Here is a 19,428-nt window from a genome sequence, read left to right as displayed (position 1 = left end):
GGGCGCGGCGGTGTGGTGGGTGTTGGGGTGTGAAAATAAAACGCCTACGGCTTGTAGGCGTTGTGGGTGACGATGCGGTGCGCCGGGTCCACGCCGCCGGCGTAGCTGATGCCGCCCACGCTGATGCGGTACACCGTCTGCTGGCCAATGTCCTGCACCTCGGTGATGGTTTCCCAGGTCAGCGGCTGGCCGTCGTGCTGTACCGCCACCCGCCCGCCAAGGGCGTGCTGGGCGCGCACACTGCGGCCGTCCTCCAGGGTCACCGGGGTTTCCATGCTGACTGGCTTTTGTGCACCGGATTCGGTGGTGAGCAGCACACAGTCCACATCCTCCACCCGCACCAGCGCCTGCACCGCGCGCGAAAACAGCACCGGGCTGCCCTCGTCCCAGGCGTCAATACACTGGCCCACCTGCAGGTCGTCCACGTTCAGGCCATGGCGCAGCCAGGCACCGGCCACCAGGCAATACTCGCCCGGCAGGCCGCCGCCGGTACTGCCGCCGCCATTGGCGGGCGTTACCACGCGGCCCACATAGCGCCGGTGGGTGCCGGCAACCGGCGCCAGCTTGTCGGTGCTGGCCAGGTAGGTGATGGCGCCGCCCACATAGCCCGGGTCGTCGCAGTACACGTAATAGGTGGTGGAAAAATTCAGCCCGGTAATACTGCCGCTGTTGTAACTCACCGTGCCGAATCCATAGGTCACCGTATGCGCGGCCACGCTAATGGTGGTCGTGCTGCCGGCATCGCTGGCACTGAGCGCCGACTGCGCCATGCCCGACTCGGTGCGCCCCACAATCTGCGGCAGGTCGCGCTGGCTTTCAATGGCAACCTCCTCGACTTTCAGGTAGTCGATTAGGGTACTGCCCTGCTTGTCAATGTAATTGAGCAAAAAATACGGCGTCAGGTAGCGACAGTTTTGGTGCAGCAGCGAGGGGTTGGCTTTGGTGCTCGATGCTTCGCCATTACTCAAAAAACTGGCGCCGTTGCCGCTGCCCAGCTTGAAATAACAGGTAATCGTGCGCCAGCTTGCAAATGCCGCATTCCAACCGGACAGCAGGTTGTAATGCTGGCTACTCAATGAATTCGAGCCCACGGCATTTACCCAGTCGCCGTTGGCGTCGATACCGGCAAAGCCAATGTATTGCTTGCGGTCCAGGTCCTGGTGGTTGTACACATAAATGCGCACCTCCGCGCGATACAGCTTGCCGGGCTCCACCGCGAAGCGCCCACTGTGCACAAAGTGCATACCGTCATACACCCGCGCCGCGCCGCTGCCCACGGTGGAGCTGCCGCCGGTATAGCTGGCAAAGCTGGCCGTTCCATATTGCGAGGTTACCGTGTAGGCGTCGCCCCAGTTGGGGTCAGAAAAGTCATCAAAAAACACCGTATTTTTTACAATGGCCTTCTCGTAACTGGCCAGGCCAACCGTGGCGCCGTCCTCGGGCTTGCCGCTGCCGCTCACTTGCGACCAGCTGGCAGACTGGCCCAGCCCGGCGCTGTCGGTCAGCTCCGCGGTGTCCGCCACGGTAAACGGCAGCAGGCGGATATTGTCAAAGTGACAGAAGCGCGTGGCCGTGTGTACGCCGCGGTTAAACTGCAAAAAAATGCGAATGTCCGATGCGGTGGGCAGGTCGCTGGCATCCACCACAAACTCGCGCGTCTGCCAGGCGTCTTGATAGGTGCCGCCGGTTGCGTCCACCACGCTGCGCAGGTTGGCGCCGCTGCTGTCGCGGATATAAACATAAATTCGCACATTGCAGCCGGAATAATTCAGTCGGTGGGTCCAGCGCAGTTTGTACTTGCCCGGGGTAATTGGCACAGTCTGACTTGGCCCATGCCAGCCCTGGTTACTGGCCGTGTCCGGGTTTTGTATATACAGCGAATAATTGCCACTAAATACATAGGTCGAACTCTGCCCTGTTTCGGCGCCGCTGGTGTTACCCCACGGGGTGATATCTTCCATATCGCCCCCGGGCACGCCAAACGCGCCCCAGGTGGTTAGGGTCGTATCGGCGGCGTTTTTGGTGGCGTAGTCCTCGGGCTTGCCGTCGCCGCCAATTTTTGCCCACTGGGCATTTTCGCTGGCCTGCTCGGCGATTGCCTCCACCAGCGCCTGGCGTGTGGCGTACACGTCCGACCAGTTGCTATTCCAGCTGCTGCGCGTTATCGCCGTGGTGCTGCTGGTGCTATTCCAGGCGGGGCTGAGGCCGGCCAGGTAACTGTCCAGCGCGCTGTTGGCGTTCTGGTAGTTGGTCGCCTCGCTGGTAATACCCAGCGCCGCCGCGCGGGTCAGCCACAAATTGCGCTCACCCACCAGGTCGGAATACTCGCGCACCGCCTGTAACTTTTCTGCCGGGTGCAGCTTGCTGTCGGCGCTGATCTCGGTCAGGTCGTCCAGGGCCGCGCTGGCATCGGTCTGCGCGTCGGCCGCGGCGCCAATGGCCTGGGCCGCATCCAGTAGCGCGGTGGGGTCGCCGGCGCCGCCGGTGGTGAGCACAATGGCGCGCACGCCGCCGCCGTCGGCACTTGGTGACCACACTTCCACCGAACACTGGCCGCTGGGAATGGTCACCGGGAAGGTGTACCACAGCACCGCCTTGTCCACCGCGCCGCGCGCCACCCGGTCCATGATGCCCAGCTCTACACCGTTAAACCCCGCCCGCGCGCCCTCGGCATCGTAGGCCAGCACATGCAGAAAGCCCGCGCCGGTGTCGCTGGGGGTAAAGCTCCAGCTGGCGGCGCCGTTGATGTCGGTACCAGTCGGCCAGCTCACCGCCGCCTGGCGAAAGTCGTCCACATGCACCGGCGTGCCCGGCGTGCCCAGCGCGCGCGCGGCGGCGGCAATGCGGTTAAGCAGCGCCTGGCGCTTGTCGTAGGCGTCCGACCAGTTGCTGTTCCACAGGGTGCGGCTGATGCTGGTCACCGCGCTGGTGTCGTCCCAGCCCGGGGCCAGTCCCTCCAGGTAACTGGTGAGCGCGCTCACCGCGCTGGTGTAGTTGGTTTTCTCCGTGCTGATGGCGTAGGCGCTGGCGCTGGCCTCGATGCCGGCCTGCTCGCTGATGAGCCGCCCATGCTCCAGCACCGCGCGCAACTTTTCTGCCGGGTGCAGCTTGCCGTCGGCGCCGATGTCGTCGAGCTTGGCCAGCGCACTGCTGGCATCGCTCTGCGCGTCGGCGGCCGCTTGTGCCGCCTGCTGCGCATCGCTTATCGCCTGCTGCAGTGCCGGGTCCAGCGCCGGGTCCTGGGTGTAGTTCGGGTAGGGGCTGCGGCTCTTGGGCACCGTGTACACGCGCGCGGCGTTAGTGCCAAGGCATTTGCCGCCCAGCCCGGCCATGCCGGGGCTCGCGGGGCTGGTGCCATAGCAGGCCACCAGCTTGTTGTTGGTGAGCACCGGCACCGGGTTCTGGTGGCCGTCGATAATCAGCACCACACCACCGGGGGCACCGCCGCCACCGCTGCCGCCGGGCAGATTGTACTGCGGGCCGCTGTCGTTGCCGGGCAGGCCGTCGCCGCCGCTGGTGTCAATCACTCCAGCCACGCCGAGCGCGATACCGCGCGCCACCACCGCCACCCCGGCACCGCCGGCACCACCGCTGCCGCCAAACCCGGCCAGCTCGTAGCTGGCATCGTTGCGCACATAGTGGTAAGCGTTGCCGCCGCGGGCGCCGCCGCTGCCGCGCAGGTCGTCGGGGATGCCCAGCAGCGCGCCGCCGTCGTTGTCGAGGGTGAGCGCCGGCAGGATCTCGTTGCGGCCCTTCACCACCTCGCCGCGCGCACCCACAGCAATATACTGCGGGTGCAGGTTGTCGCCACCCACCTGGCCGGCACCGCCGCGGCAGGAGCCGACAAAGCCGGCGCCGCTGTTGCTCGGTGCACCTCTTAACGTGCCGTCGATCTGCAGCACACCGCGCACGCGCAGCTCCGCGTTATCCGTCACCGTGAGGGTGCGCCCGGCGGGAATCGTCAGGTCGCCCAGGTAGTAAAAGATCGTGCGGCTGCTGGCGGCGCCGGTCAGCGTGCCATCGGCCGTCAAAAACCCGCTGCCGTCGATGGTGAGCCCGGCGGCGGTCATTGCGGCGCCGTCCGCGCTGTACCAGGCGTCGGGCAGCTCGGCACTGGTGCTGGCGGCCTCGTCTACAATCGGGGAGGCGGCCTGGGTCGAACCGAACAGCTCCACCTGCACCGTGCCCGCCACCTGGTCCACGCTCACCTGCTGCACTTCCATGGCACGGTCTAGGCTCTGGTCATTCAGGTTGACGTCCGGCAGGGCGCGAATGTAGTCCAGCTCGTAGCTGTAGTCGCTTGTGTGGTTGTGGCCGATATCCAGGCGCAAAAACTTGATGGTTGCCGCCGCGTAATTCGCGTCCCCGCTATAGTCCACGGTGTATTCAAACCATTGCCCGGGGTTGGCGTTCAGCTGGTCAATAAACCCCGAGTCAATCGACCTTGCGTAATATGTGTCATCGACGCCGCGCGCAAAAAAGTTGCTATAGATGGGGATAGGCTCGTTGCCGGTGCGTCGGATTCGGAACGTAAACGCGGGCAGATCAGCGCCTAAAAACTGCTCAGCGGTCTGCAGTGTACGACTGATGCGGGTATCTGTTCCTGTTGCCGTAACAGCGAGCACGCCATTGCTCCATACCCGGGCAGCATTGTGCGGAGTCCAGCCATCCACATCAGACAAAAATTCGTACCGATGGCTTCCGCTGTCCGGGTCGCGGGTGTAGTCGCGCACCTGTGGCAGGGTCACCTGCACCACGTCGCCCACTTCATAATCGTTTTTCGACGGCAACAGGCTCAGGCGCAGGCGCAGCGGTGGCCCGGCGAATTTATCGCGCAGCGCGTCAAAACGATTGTTGAGCGTGGTGCGGGTGTGGCGGCTGTTGTGCAGCCCGCGGAACTTGAGCGCCTGGGTTTTGGCCTCGCCGTGAATGGCAATGCTGGCGGCATCTGCCAGCACATTGGAGCGCAAATGGCGCCCGTCAAACCCCGGCGCCTCGTACCAGGCCCATTGAATCGAAAAAATATTGCGCAGCGCCGCCAGGTCCTGGCGCAGCTCGCCCGCGCTCACCACGTCGGCGGCGGTAATGCTGCCCACGGTGCCGGCGTCGGCCAGCACGCTGGTCTGGCGTCGGTAGCCCAGCTGGCCGGCGGCATTCACCGGCATATAGGCGCCCATCAGCAGGTTGATCTCGCGCTCGATAAACTGCTTGCCGTCGGTTTTGCCGAGCCCTTCAAACCGCAGGATCACGCCCTTGCTGTAGTCGCTGGTGTCCAGCCAATCGGCGCCGATGCCGGTGAAGTCGTCCAGCACCACCTGCGCGGGATCAATCCCCAGGTGCCAGTTGGACGGCAGCGGCGTGCCGGTGCCGAACACATCGCCGGTGAGCAGCGCGTACACCAGTGCCGGCGCCGGCAGCTCAATATAAATATATTCCTCGACCTCAACGCCCTGGTCGTCGTCGCTGTCTTGCGGCAGGGTGTGGCTGTATTCCACGGTGCCGAATAGACCGCGGGTCACGCCGGTAAAGCTGCCGGCGGTCTTGCCGGTGGCGCGCACTATTTCGTAGCCGTTCTGGTATTTGATTTTGAGGTAGTACAGCCCGGCGCCCACATTCGGCGCGTCGCCATAGCTCGCCAGGTGCGGGTTGGGCTCAAACTCTGCGGTGCTGTACACCTGCAGGGTGCTGGCACCCTCGGCAAAGTCGGCGGCCAGGCGCGTGCTGCGCGGCACAAAAATGTCCTTGCGCATTTCCCGCTGAATATCGCGGCAGCGCACGCGGTAGCGGCCGTGGTCGTAGCTCAGGCTCTCGTCCGCCACCTGGGTCTGCTCCAGGCGGAAGTCCGCCCAGTCCATGCCCTTGCCGCCCTGGTACAGGCGCACGGTGCGGCCCTTGATGCCGTGGCCGGCGCTTAACTGGTTGCGCAGGGTGTCGGTGAACACGCCACCGGCGTCGGTTAATTCAAAATTGATTGCGCCGATCTCCGCGCGGCCGGCTTCCGGGCGCAGGCGCTGGCTGGTACTGCTTACCTTGGCCAGCACGCCACCCAGCGCACCCGCCGGCAGGCCGCTAATATCGCCGTGGCTTGCCAGGTACACCGGCGTGGGGAACTCAATCACTACCACTAAACGCAGCTCGCGCTGGGCGCTCTGGTTGTATAGATCGAAGGTTTCGGAATTTATGCGCATGATCAGCTAATTACACGAATAGTAGTGAAGCTAAACTGAAAACGGCGCCCCGGGCGCCGTTTCTCTTTGAATGATTTAAATTTCAGCTGTACCGACTGCGGATCATCTGGAGTCGTCTCGGTTCCGTAAGGGTCGAACGTAAAAAACTGCCCGAACGCACAACTGTTTTTGAACGACTTCCAAACCGCGTATTGCTCATCTGTCAAAGTCACCCAAACGGTTTGACATTTCGCCTCTTCCTCTGTCCGGTAATCCGTATATTCACGGATTCCAGATAGCGAAGTCTTCTCTACTCCTTCAGCTTTATCCTGAGGGTCAAAAGCCTTAAGACTTAATTCAAGTTTACCGTCAACGCCTGCCGCGAACCGAGTTGGAATAAATTCAATAAACATGCTTACCCCGTCAATTCCTGAGCCTGCCGACTACCATTTGGAATAATCACTAGGTCTTGCTCTTCAATAAGAGTCGTAATTTTGTCTGCGATGGTTTCGGCATTGTCGCCAATCAAATCGCCCTGAATAAAAATGCTCACCTGACTGCCAGGCTGCTCAGTCGGTTCAGCCTCCACAAATTGATCATTTGCAGAAACGTTCGAGCTCGGCGCCGCGGCAATACCACCAGCCGAAGGTAACGATGCACTATCGCCCCCCGACCCACCAGGGCCTTTAAGCGACGACAGCATGCCGGCAATTTGGACTCCTTGAGCTATCGCGCCGGCAATCGCAGGAATGTTTTGTGGAAATCCAATTTCAGAAGCACGCGCAATGTTTTTCACTGCGGATACACCCGTTTCATATACCGCTGCCGCCATGCTTAGCTTTGCCGCCTTTTTGTTGTAACCCGCAGCGGCTGCTAGTACTTGAACCGCGCCAGCAGCGAACATTTGCAATTTGCTCTTGTTCGTAATTTGCTGCAGTTTTTCTCGCTCTTTAGCATGCTTGGTTTCCAGTGCAGTTAGATTCCGCTCATACTCAACCTGCAAAGCTAGGTTGGCTTGCCGGGCCTGCTCCTTCGTAGCATTGGTTTCAGATAACTGCTCAGCAAGCCTCTCTTGCTTTACTAGATGAGCCTCATCAAGAATCGCCATCTCCTGATCATGCTGTACCTGCAACAAATCCACTTCAGATAGCCATGACTGCTTGAGGGCTTCGAGCTTAGTAATTGCGTCATCTTGCTCACCCGATGTAAAACCAGTTTGCGAGCCAGTCTTATTACTTTCATTTTGAGCAGCAATGCGGGCCTCTCTCTCAGCCAACTCAGCTAACTGCTGATCGAATTGCGCTTTCTCTCTTTCAATGTATTCCGCACGAAGCGCTTCGAGCGATGCGAAGCCCCGCTTCGCAAGCTCCTGTTCAGAAATTTGTAAGGAAGCGATTTTTTGCAAACGCTGCTCATGCTCAAGCTCGATCTTTCCTCGCCTATCCGCTAGATAAGCATCAAGTTGAATCAGCTGTGCGGCACCTGCTTTCTCATTTCGTTTCAACTCAGATTCAGCGAGTTCACGGGCCATCTGCTCCCGTGCGGCCTTCGCCTGATGCTCTGCTGCAATAGCGTCTGCAGCCTCTTTTTTCTGTGCTGAAATTCGTGCGTCTTGTATTTCCTTCAGTTGGAGCCGGTATTTTTCAACCAGTCGAGTCTGAATATTTACCTGCGCTTGGACGCCTTCACTCTTCGCCTTAGCAAGCATCTCTTGATGCCAGACGTATTGTTTGTGGAGCTTCTTGAATTCGAGCTCCTGCAATTCAGATTCGGTAGGGGCAAGACCACGGCGAAGATTCTCGACGGCACCAGTCAGCCATTCAATAGAAGAGCCTGCTGTTCTAGTTTCTCCAATGGCCTCCAGAAACTCTTGCCAAGACTGGCTTAGGCTGTCGACCTTACCGGCAAGGCCTCCGGCTTCTGCAGCACCTGCGCCACCAACCTGTTTCTCCAGCTTGGCCAGAATCAGCCGCTGCGCCTCAGCAACCCTTCCGCTCTCCTCCATCACGCGGATCTGCTCTTTCTCCGCTTCCGTAAAACTCACACCGGCACGGCGCAACGCGGTCAAGCCGGTACTGGGTTCCTCCAATGCCTTGCCAAGTTGCAACGCCGCACTTTTCGCACTCCCCCCCATGACAGCGGCGAGATCCTGAGAAAGCACGATCGCTTTGTCGAATACATCCGTTTGTACACTGCGGAAGGTAACCAACACGCCCTGAGCGTCGCGAATACCCGATATACTTGCGAGTGTATTACGAGCAACTGCCCGCGCTTGCTCATCTAACTGGGCAGCAGTTCGACCGCTTGCACCCTCGGTAGCCTTGAGTAGCGCCTCGATCTTGAGCTGTCCACGCTCCATCTCTTCCGCAGCACGGACACTCTTGTACATCACTGCAGTAGCGCCAGCGATGGCAACTCCCAGCCCAGCCCAGGCGACGCTTCCACCAGTGACCAGACTGTTTACAGCCCCCAAGCGACCCGCAACACCACCCAGTGGGCCATCAATCGCAACGACACCCTGGGCAGCACCACGCATTGACCGGGCAAAACCATCATTTGCGGCACTGGTATTGCGCAGATCCTTGGTAAAGCTCTTAGTACGCGCGCGCGCTTGATCCATCTCTTTGCGAAAACTGGCAGAGTTCATCTCCAGATTCGCAACAAGTGTGGCGATAGTTGCAGTCTTTGCCATTGAGGTCTCTCAGTCAGCCCATAGATTGCCATATGGCAATTTGCTGTTTCACCGTTTTCGGGCGGCGATGCTCAGGGAAGTAATCACTGGGCTTACCGCCATAGCTACCCGCCGCAATATGCGCGAGCTGCCATAGCAATGTTTCTTGATGAAGCGGCTTATCTCGATGGACGCTATACCAGTGATCAAATTCAGTACTGCTCATAGTGCGCAGCATGTTGAAGTAATCCGGACGATTAAAGTCACGAGCTATCTGCCGGGCAAACCTAAAGCCCGGCACTACCCTTTTTTTTCAGTGTCCTCGTCGTCTTCGCCACCTTCTTTCTCGACGTAAAGCCCGGATAACCTTGCCGCGGGGATATACAACTGATCAACTGACGCCCTGGTTACGTTGTCCCGTAACGCTCCATGAAGCTCTTCGAGAGTTTCACTACGCCCTGGTCGCAACGAATAAGCGATCAACAGCAATTTATCGTCTACATCTTGTCGCCGAAACGACCAGAGCTCGCCATAACTTTCGAACTCCTTCGCCTCTACGCTCGAGTCAATGTCTTTCGGAATAGCTATATCACGAGTGATCGCCTCGAGATATTCACAGCGATCATAAGCACTGAGTTCATAGAGCTCAAAGTCATGACCTGAAAATTCAATCACCTCTTTACTTAGTAGAGGCTCAACAAACAAACTCATTGGAATACTCCAAGCAAAACAAAGGCCGCGTCAGCGGCCTAAACCTTATCTTTCGCGGCTATCGCCGCATTAGGTGCCAGGTGTGACGGCGGGCTTTCCGGACACTTTGACTTTTACAGTACGAGTCATTTTGCTGTCTTTGGGAATCGCCTTTCCCCAGCCGGTGATATGACCAACAAATTCGACCTCGGTACCTTCCGGATACACAACCTTGTAGTAGCAATTGGTGTCGGAATCGAAGTCAGCACGCAGAGCCGCCTGCCCAGCATCGCCCTCATTCCAAATAAAGGTCAGCGAGTGTTCACCAGCATCGCGCAAACCAACTGGGTCAAAATCCATATATCCGCTGGTGCCATCAATAGGAGTTACGTCATCAGAACCGCGAGACTCTTCGCCAGGGTCAACATCTAACAAACCCGCAACTTGTGTGTAAGCAACGCCATCATCACTGCGGTGAAATTGCGTTTTGTAACCTTGTGTCATGGTTATGCTCTCATTTGATTCAATTTAAATTTGAAAAACTTAGGAAATACGTCGATCAATCCGATTGCTTTTCTGCCTTTCGACCGGTCGACTTGGCATCTGATTCAGATACCAGCTTCGCCCGCTGCATCCCAACCAACTGATTCGCCTCGCGTATATCGAGCTCAAGTACTTCACCTACGCGAGCCGATTTTCTTGCTGCCATACACGGAGCAGTGATTACTACCCTTTGCTTTTTAGGTTCCACGGTCATGTTTACGTTCCTGCTTTACGAGTAAATGGTCAGGTCAATACTGACGCGGTAACGTCGCGTTTCTGCGTCAAAGTCTTCAAAGTTTCTGGCAGCCTCAACAAGTCCAACATGCAGACCGGAAAAGTCTCCAGCGAATCCATTCAGGTCCATCACCGATTGTGCGAGCGATTTGACATCGTTATACGATAGAGCCCACACATCAATTTGAATCTGACTGACCTGGGTATCTGGCGTTCCATCTATACCTAGTGAAGAGCGCTCAGCCACCGGCGTATAAGTAATACCCGGCATAGCGTCATCCACTTGTAAAAAAAGCGGGCGTACAGACGTCGCACCCAAGGCACGCAGCCAAGTAGTGAGGGATTGCTCGATCATTTGAGTTGCGTGAGCTCTTTGCCAATTTCGTTAATCAGATCGCGTAAGACGTTGTCGACATTGCTTTCCAACGCCGGCCGAATGAATGGGCGTGCGGATTGTCTGGCGTTACCGTATTCCTGAGCAATGGCCTTCTGATTAATGTTGCTAAAACCGCGCTTTTTCTTACCGCGGCCCTTGGACTTCTTAATCGGGCCAACCGAGATACGGGCGATACGATCGCGGCTTCTCCCCTTCGCCGTCGAGGCACGCATACCGATAGAGTCTTTTAGCTCTCCGCTGTCCAGCTTGGCACCCTTACGCATGGCTGATTCGACCTGCTTCATTGCGGCGCGGCCGGCGCGACGCAAAACACCAGAGCCAGTCTTAGCATCCAACCCCAATAGGGTACTGTTGAACTTTGCCAGTCCATCAACATGGAATTTTGAGTTATCAGCCATCGCTGCTACTCCGCTCGATTCCGGTGAATTCCAGATAGCGATTGCGCCCGGCCAACTTGCGTGACGGAGATAGATCGAACACTTGGCCGTCGTACACTGCACGCATGGCACTGGTAACCCCTCGACTGGCGCTGCTCGCCCGCACCAGTATTTTCACCTCGCTGGTGGCAAGCTCCTGCCCTTCAGCAATGCCGTCGCCACTGCGTACCGGCAGCACTTCCGCACGACAGCTCAGATACTCATTCCACGCGCGTTCAGGCTCACCAAAGGAATTCTCAGTTTCGTTGAACTGTTCAAACGTCACACGGTGACGCAAACGCCCAATGCGCATCAGATACCCCAATCGACGCGGTAAGGCGCCAGCAGGTGAGTAAACGCTGGCACTTCACTCACGATGGTGCCGACGACGGTGGTTTCTCGCACTTCGTACAACGTGCCGATAAGCAGCTTGATCGCGGCGATTACCGATGCAGGTACCGAAACCTCTTGGCCCAGGTCATCTTTCCATGGCAGGTCGCGATTGAGGTACTGGGCCACGTGATCTTCTGCCGCGTCGATCAAGCCTTGTATATAGGTATCGTCATCACTGTGCTCGACGTTGAGATGCGCCTTGGCATCCCCCAGAGCGACGGTACTCATTTGCCCGACTTACCCAGAATCGCAGCAGCGCGGCCCAGCAGGCCCGGCTTGTCATCGGCCTTCTCTGCGGCAGGTTTTGCGGTGGCCTTGAGGGGCTTGTCCTTGGCATCAACGCGCACAGCTTGGCCATGCTCTTCCAGATGCCCGGCAAGTGCTTCGCTTACCTCAATCACATCCTTTTCCTTCACGTTGCCGTGTACCGGCGAGATGAAGAATGTGGTGGCTTTCATGCGAACTTTTTTCATGTGGTCTTTACTCAAAAGCCAGAACGAAAAACGGGGCCCGCAAGCCCCGTTTCAGTAGATCCCCTGCTCGCCTTAGGCGGTCAGGTCGCCGTACGCTACAGCCGCCGGACGATAGATTGACAGCGCTCCACGCAAGTCCGCTTTCACAGTCACCAAGTTGCTGGTGAAGTTGGTATCGTCAGACTCAGACATAGAGATCGACACTCCTTCACGCATATTCAATGCAGTCGCCATATCGAAGGCGCCCACAAAGAACTTGCCCGGCGGTACTGCATTGGTCTTGATCACCGGCAGACCCCAGGCGGTTGCGGAAATCACAAAGCGCGGATTGCCAGCCAAGAAGTGATCATCGGTACCCTTTTCAAGGTCCAGATCAACCACATCTGCGCTGTTCATAAAGATCGCGCTCGGCATGTACTCGGAAGCTTCGACAAGGCCCATTGCACGGCGCAGGTTTTCAATTGGCTTGGACCCGGCACCTGCAGTAAACGCAGTGTGGTTACCAGAAACCCCGAGGCCGCTCAGGTTGTTCCCGGTGCCGTTACCATTCAGGATCTGTCCATCCAGTCGCAGCTCTGCACCGTACATCAGGCGCGTGTTTACGTGTGCGGCCAAAGCTGGCGCATCCGCAATCACTTCTTTGGACAGCTTGATCCAGTGGCCGATGGTACGAACCGGAGTGCTCACCAGCTCGTAAGTGATGTTTGTCTCTGGCAACGCACTACCTTCCGCAACTTCTGCAGCATTCAGTACCACCACGTTTTCTCGGGTGTACTCCACTGCGTTGCTGGAAGTCGGGATATTCGGCATGGTGCTTACAACCTGCAAGCGACGATTGGCACCGGAAATAATTTCAGTACGGCGATCCGGCGCGACAGTGGAGTCATTGCCAATCAGAGTATTCTTCACCTCAAGGGTCATCTTATTGGATGAGCCTTTGATGAAGCTTTCATAGTCCGCCGATTTGGCAATCTGCTCACCCATGCTCAGCACAGGCTCTTCGTTGTCGCCACGCGCGCTCATCTTCTGCTCAACGTCTGCCAAACGCTCTTGCAGTTCCTCGGCCTGTTTGTTCAGCGTCTCCATAGCGGACTTGTTTTCACGGCCCAGCTTGGCGTTGCTCTGGGCTTCTTCGTTTGAGGACTTGATGAAACCATCCAGCTTCTTATCAAAGTCCTGCAGGCTTTTTTGTAAAGCTTCCATAATGTCTTACCTTAAAATTTCGCGTTAATGCGGTTAATCAATTGGGTCACTTCTTCAAGCCCGGTCTCGCCCTGCGGATCCCCCGCAAACAATACCTTGGCACGCTTGGTGGTGGCCTCCGCCAAGCTCTTTGAAAAGCCGCCTGCATCCCGCAGGAAGCGCTCAAAATCTCGAATCGATTCGCACTGGTGCAGTGCACTTTTGAAGTTGGATAGATCCACGCGGGCTTCACCATTTGCAGGGAAGCTCACCACGGAGATCTCCAACAGTTCAGAAATATTCTTGATCAGGCGAGTGCCGTCGTTACCCCACTCGGTATCATCACGGGCAACCAGACCGCCCCAGCTCAGGCCATCGACGGTACCGGCCTGCATGGCCGCCTGCACATCCTTGGCCTTGCTCACTTCGAGAGTGAACTCACCTTCTACCAGTACGCCCACATCGTCAGTCTCTATGTGACTGTACTTGCCGATTGGCACGCTCCAGTGGTCGTGGTTAAAGAACATCTTGGGCATCACGCCGCGCTCTATCACCTGGTCAAACGCGCCAGCCACCACAACATCGCCATCGCTGTCGACGTTGCCGAACTTGCTCGCGTAGCCGGTGAACTTACTGGGCTTGCCGTTTGCGAACTTGATTTCGCACTGATCAAAGCTGAGGGCTTTCTTTTCCATCACTGGCTCCCGGGTTCTGGATTCTGCTGGCCCAGCTGCTCAAGCGGAGCCAGAGCAGTTTGAGCCGTGAGTACGTCGCCACCAGGCAGTGGTGGCAGATTCTCTTTCTTGCGCGCTTCGTTGCGCGTCATCAGGCCGTTATTGACCATCTGCGACTGGTATTCCGCGCGGCCTTTGCTATCTGCTCGCAGCAGTCCTTCAAAAGCAAACTCCAGGCTATAGCGGTTGCGCTCTACGCCGCGAAATAGCTGCTCGCGCAGAGCTTCTTCCCAGCGAGTCAAATACGGGCGCATGGTGAGCTGGTAAAAGCCCAGCATGATTTGTTCTACACCGGTGCCCCACGTGGTGGTGCCTTCTTGATCGTTGATCAAAATGGACGGCACCCCGAAAAATCGAGAGATGTCTTTGAGCTGGAAACGACGGGTCTCGAGCATCTGCATATCATTGGGGTTTAGCTGTACTTGGTCGTACTTCATTCCCGCTTCGAGCACCATCAGCTTGTGCGCGTTCTCACTGCCCTCGGTAAGTGCGGCGAAATTCTTGCGTACCTGCTCGCGCTGGTCTGGTTTGAGGATCTTATCGATGGTGAGAGTGCCACCAGGCTTTCCGCCATTTTTAAAAAACTTGGTGCTGAATTCCTCAGAGGCTGTGGCCAAGGCAATGGAGTTACGTCCATATTCCAGCGGAGATAGCCCCACAATCCCGTTACCAAACAGCCGCACATGCAGAATGTTTTCTTCGGCGAACACCGACACATCACTGCCCTGGTAGTAGTGGTACACCACACTGCCATCAGCCAGCGTTTCCACATCGACCTGTTGAGCCGGTAGCGGCCACAAGCTGATAACATCACCGCGGCTGTTGCGATCAATCACCGCGTAACAATTGCCATGCAGTACTAGATTGAGCTGCATGGTTTCGAACCACACCACCTTACTCATACGCGCGTTAGGTCGACGCTTGAGCAAACGAGACAGCGTGTGGCGGCTGTCCTCCACCCGCTCATCTCCGCTTACGTCGTATAGATGAAGTGGCATGCTGGCCAGTGTTTCGGTGAGCAAGCGCACACACGACCACACCGCAGAAATCTGTAGCGCGGTATCTTCCGTGACTGATTTAGGGGCTTCGATGTTGCGTGAAGCCGGCGCCGCGGACTGCTGGCCTTCCTGTTGCGAAGTAGCTGAGCGGTCCCAGAAGCTAAAGCGTCGCCAAATGCTCATGCAGTACTCACGTTAAAATGGGGTTATTGAGGAAGTCATCGAGACTGCCATCGGGCTCCTGCAGCATCTGCCGGCCCAGCGCCATGATCACGGCAACCGCCGGATCAATCTTCTCGGATACTTTGCTCTTATTCGGTTTGATATCGCCCGCGGGATTTTGATCTGCGACCAGATTTGATACGGCCCACGTTAGCAACGAATCGTTGTGCTCCAGCTGGCGAGTTAATACCAGCCGCTGCAGCTCCTTCATCGGTGCATTCATGGAGGCAAAGCCTTGCCCCATCGCAACCATCGGCACATCTTCTTCCAGCAGGTCATTCACCAGCTGGCTGGAATTGAACCGGTCGAAAGCAATCTCTTTTACATCAAAGCGCTCGCAAGCCCGGCGGATATCCGCTTTGATGTATTCGTAATCAGTCACCGCGCCCGGCGTCACGGTAAGGAAGCCCGACGTACGCCATTTCTCGAAAAAGTTATTACCCTTTTCCAATCGGCGCTCTAGCGCTTCTTGCGGTAAATAGGTCCGTCCAATCACTCGCTTGTGACCGTCTGGCGTCGAAAACGCGAGATAGAAGGCAGTGATATCTTCGACGCTCGCGAGGTCGACCCCGCCAAAGCACGTCAAGCCATCGAGCTCGCTTTCATCTTCGCCCCAAGGGGCCAGCGGATCGAACTCCACCAGACACTCTTTCCAAGCGTCCATGTTCATCCACTTGGACTCGCCATAGGTCCAGACGTTGAGACGCTTGGTCAGGAACTCGGTTTGCTCGGTCGGCATTGCCAGGGCCATCCGGCACTGGTCTTCGAGATCTTTCGGGCTAACGCTTACCCCGAAATTCGGATTCGCTTTTTGCCAGGCGATCGGATCGTCAAAGCGGTCACCGTCATCAATCGTGTAGATGATTGCGAAGAAGGCATCATCTTCGACAATCCCCTCGAGCACCTTGCATGCGTAGTCGCGCAGCTCATAACAGATCCCGTTGCGGTTGAAGCCCGCGGTGGTAATCGCCCACTGCAGTGGCTGCCGCCTGGCGCCACGTGCTGACTTGATCACATCCCATACTTGCGGAGTCGGATGCGCATGCAGCTCATCCACCAGACCATAGTGGACGTTGAGACCATCCATTGACTTGGCATCGGCACTCAGCGGCTCAAACCGGCCGAATGTTTTCGGTGCGGCCAGATGCCCCTGAAATGCCTTAGTGATTTTCTTGAGCTCGGGCGACTGCAGAACCATCGCCTTACTGGACTCAAACAGCTCTTTGGCCTGATCCCGCTTCGTCGCCGCCGAATAAACTTTCGGGCCCGGCTCATTGTCACCGTGCAACCCATACAGACCGACGCCACCAAGCTTGGTGGTTTTGCCGTTCTTGCGCGGGATCTCTTCGTACACCATACGGAAGCGGCGCGTACCATCTTCCAGGAGCCAACCAAATACATTGGCAACGATGAAGCACTGCCAGGGCTCGAGCCGAATCGGACGGCCAGCCCATTCGCCCTGATAGTGGCGGCAGTAATTGAAAAAGCGGAACACGCGGGCCGCGGCGTTTTCGTCGAAGCGAAGCCCTCGCTCGTAGCCATTGTCCAAGTCATCAAACCAGCGCTTGACCGCTAATTGCGTCCACTTGCAAGCGGGGATCTCACCGGCTCGAATCTTCGCTGCGTACTCATAGGCCGCATCTAACGAGATACGACCAACATCTTCCCGGCTCACAAGTTGAGCTCACCCTGATTGGGATCGCTTACCTTGACTTGCTGGCGGGCACGAACAGTCAAGCCGTACTGGCTCGCCACCTTCAGATAGTTTTTCTGGTGGCGCTCCCAAGACACAGCCCATGGCGCCAACTGCTGATAGCCACTGGGCGTACTTTGGAATTCACCTTTGTTCGCCACCTCTTCTTCCGCTTCCTTCATCCGCGCGTAGGAAGTACAAAGGATTGATAGCGCTCCCTGATCCAGCTTTGAAATCAGGTTCGCGTTTTCCAATTCCTTAACGATGTAGTCCCAATGCCGGCCAGCCTCTTTGCTGAGCCAGCGCGGCTTGGTCGGGCGCTCGGTCTTAACACCCTGGAACATTCCAGAAGAATCTGAGCTTTCGCCAGGCACAACACTGCCGGTCTTCAGCGGAATAATCGCTGCAGACTTAACGGGAGTTTGGCTGGTCATGATGTGTCTCAGAAATTGGTGAAGATCAAGCCTAGGCTTAACCCCCCCCTTAAAAATTGGCTGCCGCACAAATTGGACTAGGGGCTGCGGTCTTGGTGAGAACGGCCCTACTTTGAACCCACCCCCCCTTTACGAGCGCGAATTGACTCTTGTTGGGTCTTTTTACGGTGGCAAGGGTCGCAAATAGCCTCAAGATTGCTGTCTGCGTCGGTACCGCCCTCGAACTTTGGAATAATGTGGTCAACCGCTTTCGCTGGAGTAATGCGGTTTTCGCGCTCACAAGGCTGACATAAGTGGCGATCACGCAGCATTACGCGATCCCTGATTCTCTTCCAGCGCGCACCGTAACCGCGCTGGTGAGCACTGCCCCGGTACTTACCCTGCATCAAATAGCCAGACGCAAGATGGGCATGCGCTTCACAGTAACCGTGCCGCTCCACTGTTGTTCCGGAGCATCCGGCCTTGCGGCAAGCGCGTGGTGGTTTAGCTGGCATCACGTGTCACCAATACAAACCGAGCGCACATACTCTTGTAGTCCACTCAGTTGTCGTATTGCTTTATCTCCTCGCTCGGTGAGCGCGAGAATTTCTCCAGCAGCTCGCTCGTCAACGTCGGCTCTGCTGGCTGCATTAGTGCCGCCGGTGGCGCTGGTATTACTGGGCATACCACTTGCGGTGCACTTGGCAGGGATTGACAGCCGGATAGCACCGCGCAGCAGATCAGCACGCAGACGCTCGTTCTCTGCTTGTGCATCTTCCACCTCCTTGGTGTAACGCGCATCGATATCGGCCAAGCTGTGCCGGTGTAGAGACTCAAGCCGATCAACCAGATCACGCGCTTCATTCAGCGCTTCAGCCTGCACACGGCGATACTTTTCATGTTCAGTCGTAAGACGCCAGCCTTGAACCTTCCAACCAGCGCTGAACGAAAGTCCCAGCGCCAAGAAAGCTACCAGGATCTGATAACTTAGCTTCCCAGGCATAGCTTCAACTCTGCTTCACGCCGGCGCACCAAACCCGCCAGTCGTTGGCCGCCCGCGTAAACCCAACGGCGGAGCTCAGGGCACCACTCGTCAGGAGTAGCACCCGCATTAACTTTCCGCATTAGCGTTGAGCCACACGCAGCGCCAGCGCCCACGTTATAGGACCAGCTCACCAGAGCAGCCCACTGATTCGGTTGAAGCTCAGGCCGAACACAAGCCGCGAGACCTGATAGTGTCTGGCGCATGTCGTCCTGTAAAAGCTGATCACACTCAGCAATTGTTTTTGACTCACCCATCGTCGCTGTGAGCGTGTGCCCATAGCATATGGTCGGTATTTGAATTGGGTCGTAATACGCAGTTGTACGCAGTCCTTCAAACTGCATCACAACCGGTGCGGCAAATGAGAATGCACCTGCAGCAACAATTGCCGCAACTCGCTTACTTATTCTCATTTTGCACCTTTCCCTTGATCCAGCGGCCAAAGCTACAAGCCGCCTGCCAATGCTTGGGCAGCTGGTGCACAACCAGACCAAGGAGATATAAAACGGTTAACAGCTGAATCCATTCATCCACAGAAAGTCCTAGATATTTCGCTCCCACAACGACAAGAGGCGGACCCACTTTCGCACTTTCCACTGCGAGAGCATGCGGTCCACTCATTGATTTTTCCTCGTCAGAAAAAGCAACGGCGCCACAGGGGCGCCGTCGAAGGTACGATCAGGATAGGGATAACACAACGAAAAAACCCGGCGGGGGAGCCGGGTTTCTTTGAAGCCAGCAATGCTAGCTTGCCTGTATTCAATCACTGCTCTGCCACGGCGTCAACACTCTTTATGAAACTTTTGGTAGAACGCCGCGCAAAATTTTCGCATTAAATAAAACATGCACACCATCGATACGCCGGTACAGCGTTCTCATCGACACACCGAGCTTTTTTGCAGCCTGGTCATGCGTCAGGTATGGCGGCAAGTAATACAGCATTACAGAGCTGCGCAGATCCTCAGGCAGCTCCAGAACAAATTGCTCCACCTCGCGCACATCGGAATTAATCGGCACTGTGCCTTCCGCAGTACCACTGCCAGCGATCAACCCCAAGCTGCCCATAACGGATCCACGGCCAACTCCTTCCACGGCATTGGCCCATTCCTGAAAGCGAATATGTACCCGCTCAATCATCCCACTACCCTCCTAGCCTGAAT

Annotated in this window: 21 protein-coding genes; all 21 read right to left on the bottom strand. The window is 57.0% G+C overall.

Annotated features, from left to right (window positions below; genetic code table 11):
- Positions 1-44: 44 nt before the first annotated feature.
- The 21 genes from Mag101_RS07410 to Mag101_RS07305 all read right to left on the bottom strand — a co-directional run bounded on the left by Mag101_RS07410 (position 45) and on the right by Mag101_RS07305 (position 19,405).
- A complete protein-coding gene (locus Mag101_RS07410; protein WP_077402927.1) occupies positions 45-6,188 on the bottom strand; it encodes a hypothetical protein in 6,144 nt (2,047 codons plus the stop codon).
- Positions 6,189-6,190: 2 nt separating this feature from the next.
- Complete coding sequence (locus Mag101_RS07405) at positions 6,191-6,580, bottom strand: hypothetical protein (RefSeq protein ID WP_077402924.1); 390 nt, start codon at positions 6,578-6,580, stop codon at positions 6,191-6,193.
- A gap of 273 nt (positions 6,581-6,853) precedes the next feature.
- Positions 6,854-6,931 carry an SWIM zinc finger family protein gene (locus Mag101_RS18315; protein ID WP_418287766.1) on the bottom strand — a complete coding sequence of 26 codons (78 nt, stop codon included), beginning with the start codon at positions 6,929-6,931 and terminating at the stop codon, positions 6,854-6,856.
- A 1,941-nt stretch (positions 6,932-8,872) separates the two neighbouring features.
- A complete protein-coding gene (locus Mag101_RS07395) occupies positions 8,873-9,064 on the bottom strand; it encodes a hypothetical protein (protein ID WP_232325174.1) in 192 nt (63 codons plus the stop codon).
- Between the two features lie 74 nt (positions 9,065-9,138).
- A complete protein-coding gene (locus tag Mag101_RS07390) occupies positions 9,139-9,549 on the bottom strand; it encodes a phage minor tail protein G (protein ID WP_077402915.1) in 411 nt (136 codons plus the stop codon).
- 69 nt (positions 9,550-9,618) lie between these two features.
- Positions 9,619-10,032 (bottom strand): phage tail tube protein, encoded by a 414-nt coding sequence (locus Mag101_RS07385; RefSeq protein ID WP_077402912.1) that lies wholly within the window; start codon positions 10,030-10,032, stop codon positions 9,619-9,621.
- A gap of 268 nt (positions 10,033-10,300) precedes the next feature.
- Positions 10,301-10,660, bottom strand: a complete 360-nt coding sequence (gene gp17 / locus Mag101_RS07375) for a tail completion protein gp17 (RefSeq protein WP_077402906.1) — start codon at positions 10,658-10,660, stop codon at positions 10,301-10,303.
- A complete protein-coding gene (locus tag Mag101_RS07370) occupies positions 10,657-11,100 on the bottom strand; it encodes an HK97-gp10 family putative phage morphogenesis protein (RefSeq protein WP_077402903.1) in 444 nt (147 codons plus the stop codon). Before Mag101_RS07370 ends, gp17 begins: the two co-directional genes overlap by 4 nt.
- Positions 11,093-11,431 carry a phage head closure protein gene (locus tag Mag101_RS07365; protein ID WP_077402900.1) on the bottom strand — a complete coding sequence of 113 codons (339 nt, stop codon included), beginning with the start codon at positions 11,429-11,431 and terminating at the stop codon, positions 11,093-11,095. Before Mag101_RS07365 ends, Mag101_RS07370 begins: the two co-directional genes overlap by 8 nt.
- The gene (locus Mag101_RS07360) at positions 11,431-11,739 is read right to left on the bottom strand and encodes a head-tail connector protein (protein WP_077402897.1); all 309 of its coding nucleotides are present in this window, start codon (positions 11,737-11,739) and stop codon (positions 11,431-11,433) included. The genes Mag101_RS07365 and Mag101_RS07360 overlap by 1 nt, the downstream gene beginning before the upstream one ends.
- A complete protein-coding gene (locus tag Mag101_RS07355; RefSeq protein WP_077402894.1) occupies positions 11,736-11,984 on the bottom strand; it encodes a hypothetical protein in 249 nt (82 codons plus the stop codon). The genes Mag101_RS07360 and Mag101_RS07355 overlap by 4 nt, the downstream gene beginning before the upstream one ends.
- A 72-nt stretch (positions 11,985-12,056) precedes the next feature.
- Complete coding sequence (locus Mag101_RS07350) at positions 12,057-13,187, bottom strand: phage major capsid protein (RefSeq protein ID WP_077402891.1); 1,131 nt, start codon at positions 13,185-13,187, stop codon at positions 12,057-12,059.
- Between the two features lie 11 nt (positions 13,188-13,198).
- Positions 13,199-13,861: an HK97 family phage prohead protease gene (locus tag Mag101_RS07345; RefSeq protein ID WP_077402889.1), complete on the bottom strand. Its 663-nt coding sequence runs from the start codon at positions 13,859-13,861 to the stop codon at positions 13,199-13,201.
- A complete protein-coding gene (locus Mag101_RS07340; RefSeq protein WP_077402886.1) occupies positions 13,861-15,081 on the bottom strand; it encodes a phage portal protein in 1,221 nt (406 codons plus the stop codon). Before Mag101_RS07340 ends, Mag101_RS07345 begins: the two co-directional genes overlap by 1 nt.
- A gap of 7 nt (positions 15,082-15,088) precedes the next feature.
- Positions 15,089-16,795: a terminase large subunit gene (locus Mag101_RS07335; protein ID WP_077402883.1), complete on the bottom strand. Its 1,707-nt coding sequence runs from the start codon at positions 16,793-16,795 to the stop codon at positions 15,089-15,091.
- The gene (locus Mag101_RS07330) at positions 16,792-17,247 is read right to left on the bottom strand and encodes a phage terminase small subunit P27 family (protein WP_077402880.1); all 456 of its coding nucleotides are present in this window, start codon (positions 17,245-17,247) and stop codon (positions 16,792-16,794) included. Before Mag101_RS07330 ends, Mag101_RS07335 begins: the two co-directional genes overlap by 4 nt.
- A 107-nt stretch (positions 17,248-17,354) precedes the next feature.
- Complete coding sequence (locus Mag101_RS18115; protein ID WP_232325173.1) at positions 17,355-17,558, bottom strand: HNH endonuclease; 204 nt, start codon at positions 17,556-17,558, stop codon at positions 17,355-17,357.
- 182 nt (positions 17,559-17,740) lie between these two features.
- Positions 17,741-18,229, bottom strand: coding sequence for a lysis protein (locus Mag101_RS07320; protein ID WP_077402875.1), 489 nt, complete (start codon positions 18,227-18,229; stop codon positions 17,741-17,743).
- Entirely contained in the window at positions 18,214-18,612 is a 399-nt protein-coding gene (locus Mag101_RS18310) for a lysozyme (RefSeq protein WP_418287765.1), read from the bottom strand. Before Mag101_RS18310 ends, Mag101_RS07320 begins: the two co-directional genes overlap by 16 nt.
- Before the next feature lie 55 nt (positions 18,613-18,667).
- A complete protein-coding gene (locus tag Mag101_RS07310) occupies positions 18,668-18,889 on the bottom strand; it encodes a hypothetical protein (protein WP_077402869.1) in 222 nt (73 codons plus the stop codon).
- Between the two features lie 171 nt (positions 18,890-19,060).
- A complete protein-coding gene (locus tag Mag101_RS07305) occupies positions 19,061-19,405 on the bottom strand; it encodes a hypothetical protein (protein ID WP_077402866.1) in 345 nt (114 codons plus the stop codon).
- Positions 19,406-19,428: the final 23 nt, after the last annotated feature.

This window comes from Microbulbifer agarilyticus, assembly GCF_001999945.1.
In the GTDB taxonomy this organism is placed as follows: Bacteria; Pseudomonadota; Gammaproteobacteria; order Pseudomonadales; family Cellvibrionaceae; genus Microbulbifer; species Microbulbifer agarilyticus_A.
Note: the sequence above shows the minus strand (reverse complement) of the source record. Positions and strands in the feature narration are given on the sequence as shown.